This window comes from Shewanella surugensis (assembly GCF_023284005.1).
In the GTDB taxonomy this organism is placed as follows: domain Bacteria; phylum Pseudomonadota; class Gammaproteobacteria; order Enterobacterales; family Shewanellaceae; genus Shewanella; species Shewanella surugensis.
This window is the reverse complement of the sequence record NZ_JAKIKS010000195.1, coordinates 1-6,290: the sequence shown is the minus strand read 5'-3', so window position 1 is coordinate 6,290 and position 6,290 is coordinate 1. Positions and strand designations below refer to the sequence as shown.

At 41.0% G+C, this 6,290-nt stretch carries 5 protein-coding genes; 2 read left to right on the top strand and 3 right to left on the bottom strand.

Features of this window, described 5'->3' with window-relative positions; all coding sequences use genetic code 11:
* Positions 1-412 precede the first annotated feature (412 nt).
* The 3 genes from L2764_RS25290 to ydiJ form a co-directional block, all read right to left on the bottom strand.
* Positions 413-826: a MarR family winged helix-turn-helix transcriptional regulator gene (locus tag L2764_RS25290; protein ID WP_248943135.1), complete on the bottom strand. Its 414-nt coding sequence runs from the start codon at positions 824-826 to the stop codon at positions 413-415.
* Positions 827-948: 122 nt separating this feature from the next.
* Positions 949-1,410: a DUF1285 domain-containing protein gene (locus L2764_RS25285; protein WP_248943134.1), complete on the bottom strand. Its 462-nt coding sequence runs from the start codon at positions 1,408-1,410 to the stop codon at positions 949-951.
* Between the two features lie 167 nt (positions 1,411-1,577).
* Positions 1,578-4,619 (bottom strand): D-2-hydroxyglutarate dehydrogenase YdiJ, encoded by a 3,042-nt coding sequence (ydiJ, locus tag L2764_RS25280; RefSeq protein WP_248943133.1) that lies wholly within the window; start codon positions 4,617-4,619, stop codon positions 1,578-1,580.
* A gap of 424 nt (positions 4,620-5,043) precedes the next feature.
* Here ydiJ and L2764_RS25275 point away from each other — a divergent pair, with 424 nt between their 5' ends.
* Together L2764_RS25275 and L2764_RS25270 are read left to right on the top strand one after the other, a co-directional pair.
* On the top strand, positions 5,044-5,865 hold the full coding sequence (locus tag L2764_RS25275; RefSeq protein ID WP_248943132.1) for a thiamine pyrophosphate-binding protein: 822 nt from the start codon (positions 5,044-5,046) through the stop codon (positions 5,863-5,865).
* 1 nt (position 5,866) lies between these two features.
* Positions 5,867-6,196: a hypothetical protein gene (locus L2764_RS25270; protein WP_248943131.1), complete on the top strand. Its 330-nt coding sequence runs from the start codon at positions 5,867-5,869 to the stop codon at positions 6,194-6,196.
* Positions 6,197-6,290: the final 94 nt, after the last annotated feature.

Here is a 6,290-nt window from a genome sequence, read left to right as displayed (position 1 = left end):
AAGCTGCTTGCTGATGTCATATCAGGTATTCAATTTAAAGATGGTGAACGGATCACTCAAGATCAAACAGAACATCACGATTCATTGATACACCACATTTGACAATAACTCTGATAATACCAATCCGTCTCTTTTAATTGCCAGTAGGTTCGTTTCACGAGAGCTTTATCAACAGCGTTTGATATCAATCCAAGACAAGGTTGATTTGTGACTCAATTGAATCAAGCAGGGCACTTTCTCATTGAGTACACTCGTTGAAAATATCTATTGAGATAATAAGAATGACTTTAGGCGTGATTAAGACAATAAAAAGCATTACGTTTCACTCTATTACTCTGTTTCATTGTCACAATCACAAGTCACCTAATATTATGAATTTAAATTAGAAATGACATTAAACAAATAAAAGTGATTAAAAACGATTAATTTTATTAAGTAAAGTAATCAATAAAATGTGTTCATCCTCGGCTAACTCATTTAAAAAATGCTCATTAACGCGCTCGGCTTCTCTAATTAAATCTTGTTCTAATGCTTTAGCGGTATCGGTGAGAAAAATCTGAAAGGTACGGCGATTATCGGCTTCTTGATGACGAATAATCAAGCCTTGTGTTTGCAACTGATCCAAAAGCCGCGTCATCGTATAATGGGCAACATCACATCGTTTAGATAAAACCGTTTGGGAGACCCCCTCCTCCTCCAATAGAGAAAAAAGCACAGGCCAAAGCTTAATATCTAATTGATAACGCTTTAGTCGTTGATCTAACGCATTTTGTAGCTCAACATTCAAGTGAGCAACTAAATAGCCTAAGCTTTTATTGCGATCCACTGAACAGCTCCTTTATACAACCTTAGTCTAAATATAACCCAAATCAGACATCATACTCTAGACTTTAATCAGCTAGAAATAGAACAATATCTTTAACTCCTTTATAAATAATGAAATATTGATTAAATAAAGTCATTAATGAAACGGTAATAACAGGCTCTTCCCAATTTTGCGATTAGCCCTCTATCGAGCATCACAGTAATAGCTTCCTCACCGCAAACAAAGTGCGACAAAGCTCGCACCTCATATGCCGTCTCTAAACTCGTCTTAACAGTAAAAGCCGAGCAATAATCCCTTTCTTGTCTCGTTTCACTCTTAGCACATTCACTATGGCAGGTATAATCGACGATGATCAATGGCACTTCGGCCACTGACACTTTCAGCTTTTCCACCGGTGTGATCAGAAAATGTTCATTCTCTATACAATATAAAATAGTTGAAAATAATCGACTAAATTTCTGAGGTAAGGGACTTTTTAAATAAAACCATTCTCCTTGCTCATCAATATTAAACAATGCCTCGTCATTGCATAATGGCGCTTGTTTCATTAATGCATTAATCGTCTTTTGCGCTTCTTGGCTCATACTGTCTCCTTTAAAGCCTTTTTAACCCCTTTCGGCGGGCTTATCCCTCTAATCCAATCAGAATGCTTAAATAAAGAGTAAAAATAAAACGCCAATGCTGTCAAAAGCAATATCAGCATAACAAAAAAAACGCATCGAAAAATAGCTCCTTATTGTTAATCCATTACCTAAAACAACTTGAGTAAAGCTTCTACTGGATGTTGTGGTTTAAAGCCACTGAAACGTTTGACTTGGCTTCGACAGGAATACCCTGACACTAACACTTGGACTTGTGGTATCGCTCCCAGTCTTTCTTGCCAAGACATTTCAAATAATTGACGAGAGCGAGATAGATTCTCGGCTTCATGCCCGTATGTACCCGCCATGCCACAGCACCCAACATTGGCTGTTGCTAATTTAGCGCCAAAGTGCGCAAAAATACGTTGCCATTCTTTACCAGCATTTGGCATTGCTGTCGACTCAGTACAATGGCTAAATAAGGTGAATTCTGTCAGGGCTGGCGAACTAAGAGCATGCTTTTCTAATCGAGATAATAACCATTCATTGGCTAATAAGACATTAAAGTCCCCACGTGCACCACCTAACGCTTCTTTATATTCATCCCTATAACACAAGACTAAAGCAGGATCGAGCCCCACCATGGGCATACCGAGGGCAAAGACTTGATTGAAAAAATCAGCCGCATTTTTTGCCGTCTGGGAAAATTGATTTAAAAAGCCCTTGATATGCTCAGGCTTACCATTGGGTTTAAAGGGCAATAAAATCGGCTTCAAACCCAGTTTTTCAATTAATTGAATGAAATAATGCACGGTACTCGCCTCATAAAAGCTATTAAAAGGATCTTGTACCACCAGCACATATTGATCTCGCTCAGACTCAGCTATCGCACTTAATGAGGCTAAATCATAACCTCGGCTGCTATGACCATGTAATCGCTGTTTTAACGTGGGAACAGACAAGGCTGGAGAGTCGACATACCCCAGTGTTTTTTCAATCATCCAGCGACTCAAAGCATTTTGAGACAGGGCATTCACCAACCTCGGCATCTGCGCCATCACAGGTAATGATACTTCGATGCCTGCGACTAAATGATCTTTCGCCGGTCGTAAATAACGTTGATAATAAATATTGAAAAACTGTGATCGAAACTTTGGTACATCCACCTTCACAGGACACTGACTCGAGCAAGATTTACAGGCTAAACACCCTTGTAATGACTCCATCACCTCATGTGAATAATCATAGTCGTTATCCACTAAGGTATACTTAGCTCGTTTGAAAATATTGCTAGGCTTCGCCTTTGCTAAGGCATTCACATCCACACCTTCAGATTCTAGCAAACGCAGCCATTCTCGCATTAACCCCGCTCTGCCTTTTGGCGAATGTATTCGATCCCCCGTCACCTTAAAAGAAGGGCACATAGGCGATGAGGTACTGTAATTAAAGCATAATCCATTACCGTTACAATTCATCACATCAGGAAAAGCATCCCGAGTTTGGACCGGAATTTGACGATCAAAACTGCCTCTTTTAGGGCTATCAACATTATAATATAAAGGCCCTTTTCCTGTAGGCGCAACCAATTTCCCAGGATTCAACTTATTATGGGGGTCAAACAAACCTTTCACTTCTTCAAGTAATCCATATAAATGCTGGCCAAACACAGCAGGTGCATATTCACCGCGTACCCCTTTCCCGTGCTCTCCCCACATTAACCCGCCATATTTAAGCGTTAAACTCGCCACTTCATCTGAAATCACTTTTAGCAATTCCTCATCTTCAGCATCACACATATCCAGCGCAGGTCTGACATGAAGGACACCAGCATCGACATGACCAAACATACCGTATTGCAATTGATGCCCATCCAGTAATGCTCTAAATTCCATAATGAAATCGGCCAATTTTTCGGGCGGAACCGCCGTATCTTCAGCAAATGCTAATGGCTTCCTTTTACCTTTTGTCGCACCTAACAAGCCAACGGCTTTTTTACGCATCGCATAAATGGTATCGATACTGGCCCGATCTGAAACCAGCTGGTAACCCAAAAGCCCACTTTTATGTTCTTCAAACTGAGTGGTTAACATGTGTTCCAGTGCGGTCAGTTTTTGTAGGACCTCATCCTCATCGCCTGCAAATTCGACCATATTCAGCCCATCGATTTCATGATCAGGTACCGATTTTATAAACGCAGAAACGGAATGCCAAATAATATCTTTTTTAGCTAAATTCAGCACTTTCGAGTCAATGGTTTCAACCACTGTGGCCTTGGCTTTCACTAGATCAGGGGCATGTCTCAGCGCCGCCTCAAAAGAATCATATTTAATATTGAGCATCATACGACACTGAGGTAAGGGCGTGAGATTAAGCTTAGCTTCCGTGATCACCGCCAGCGTTCCTTCAGAACCCGTCAGTACACGGGAAATATCACATTGGGTTAAATCATCATTCCAGACATGCTTTAAATCATAGCCCGTTAAAAAACGATTTAACTTCGGAAATTGAGCCTCGATTTCGACGCGATTATCTAAACACATCTTGGCAATTTCGGTAGTAATACTTTGACTTAATGACGGAAGCAATACCTCATCGACCACCTTCATATTATCCAATGTGCTTTTATCCATGGGGTGTGTATCCATGACACTGCCATCAAATAACACGCAGCTCAAACCAAGCACGTGATCCGATGTTTTACCATACACTAACGATCCCGCACCCGATGCATCGGTATTAATCATGCCGCCCACAGTCGCTCGATTTGAGGTCGATAAATCGGGACTAAAAAAGAATCCATGCGAGCGTAATGCATCATTTAACGCATCTTTTACCACCCCAGCCTCGACCCTCGCCCAACCTTCCTCGGCATTAATTTCTAACACTCGATTCATATGTCGAGATAAATCAATGATAATGCCGTGGGTTAATGATTGACCGTTGGTTCCAGTGCCCCCCCCTCGTGCACTAAATACGACTTCCGTGAATAACGGCTGAGCCGCCAAATAAAGGGCCGTTTGCACATCTTGTTGAGATTTTGGGTAAATAACCGCTTGAGGCAGAAATTGATACACTGAGTTATCGGTCGCTTGAACCATCCTTGCGCTATAACGGGTATCAATATCCCCCGTAAACTCACTACGATGTAACGCCTCAATAAAAGACAAATAGGCAGGTTCAAGTGTTTGTTTGTGCGATAACTTAGGTAACATGAAAGGCTCTATCGAGATAATTGATTTTATAAAATCTATTATACTCAAGCCTGCTGGAAATGCGAGGTACAGACTCATCGAATAATCACATGAAAACTGAATACGTTATTCAAAAAGTAGCTAATACTCATCAATATCTTACTATGATACAAAAAACGTAAATCCTATGTATGGCATACTCATTTTGCCTAAAATGATGACTGACAATCAATTAAAAAACACTAATATTCAAGACGGACACGATTAAATAAGCTCTCACTAAAATAAAGTGATGGCTCACAACACTACCATCTCAGTGACATCAAAGCGCTTTAACGGCCGATTAAAGCCCGTAATAACAATTCACCATACCGTGCTCAAATTAACTACACTTAATGACAAGACTACAGCCAATAAGCCTCAACAGTTTTAGGTTCAAATGACTATGACAGATAAACGTAAAAAAATAATACTTGATGCTAAACAAGTGGGTGAAGCACTACTCGAACTTCTTGCACTCAGAGATGTTGAGTATTTTTTTGCCGCAGGCAGTGGTACTGATTTTCCCGCTATCATAGAAGCCTATGCTAAACAAAAAAAGCACATTAAATATCCTAAAGCGATCACTGCTGTGCATGAAATACCGGCATTAGCAATGGCTCATGGCTATGCCATGGTGTCAGGTAAAGTCCCTTGCATCATGCTTCATACCATTGTTGGCGGTGCGCTTGGCGTCATGGGGGTGATCAATGCTGCCAGAGCTAAGATCCCCATATATGTGATCGCTGGGCGCACTGCTGCAACAGAAAAGGGACATCGAGGATCACGTTCTCATATCGTTCATTGGGGGCAAGAATCCTACGACCAAGGTGCTATGTTTCGAGAGTTTGTAAAGTGGGACTATGAATTAAAATACCCCGAACAATTAGAAACACTGATAGATAGGGGACTTGCCATCAGCCAAAGTGCACCTGCTGGCCCAATCTACTTGAGTTTACCTGTTGAGCTAAGCGGGCAACCATTTATCAATCAACAAGCCTATAAACACCCCCAATTAACACCCGTAACCTCAAGCATCTCTGATGAATTATCAATTAAACAGGCCACAAAAGCTCTCTTAGAAGCAATCAATCCTATCATCGTCAGCAGATCCCGCAACGGTAGCCACTTTAGTTGCCCTCGCAGAGTCATTGTCAATTGGGGTCATCGAATCAAACCCCAGCTACATAAATTTCCCACAAGACCATCCATTACACCTCGGCTTTGACGTGAGCCCTTATCTTCATCATGCAGATGTCATTTTACTGCTTGAAACCCCTGTTCCTTGGTTACCCGAAACTCATCAATTAAATGATAATTGCATTGTGATTTCACTCTCAGATGATCCCCTATATTGCCAATATCCTTATCGTAGTTTCCCAAATGATATCAGCTTAACGGGCGATCCAAATAACACCCTATGCGCTCTATTAAAAAAGATCACAGCCAGTAAGAAAAATAGCGCACTCATCGAAACTAAGCTTAACCAATACAAAAAAAATGCCCCGTTAAAACAAAAAATAAAAGATAGTCTCAGCCAAAAGAGCAGGGCGGGATAGCACTTTGTTAACAAAGATTGAATCTGCTGAATTACTGTGATCTAATCGCACCTCACTTTCTGAGAGGTAACCCAATGACCCTGATCGAACACCT

Coding starts and splice junctions, on each gene's coding strand:
- L2764_RS25285 (WP_248943134.1), bottom strand. CDS start 1,410: ATGAGCCAAGAAGCGCAAAAGACGATTAATGCATTAATGAAACAAGCG.
- ydiJ (WP_248943133.1), bottom strand. CDS start 4,619: ATGTTACCTAAGTTATCGCACAAACAAACACTTGAACCTGCCTATTTG.
- L2764_RS25275 (WP_248943132.1), top strand. CDS start 5,044: ATGACAGATAAACGTAAAAAAATAATACTTGATGCTAAACAAGTGGGT.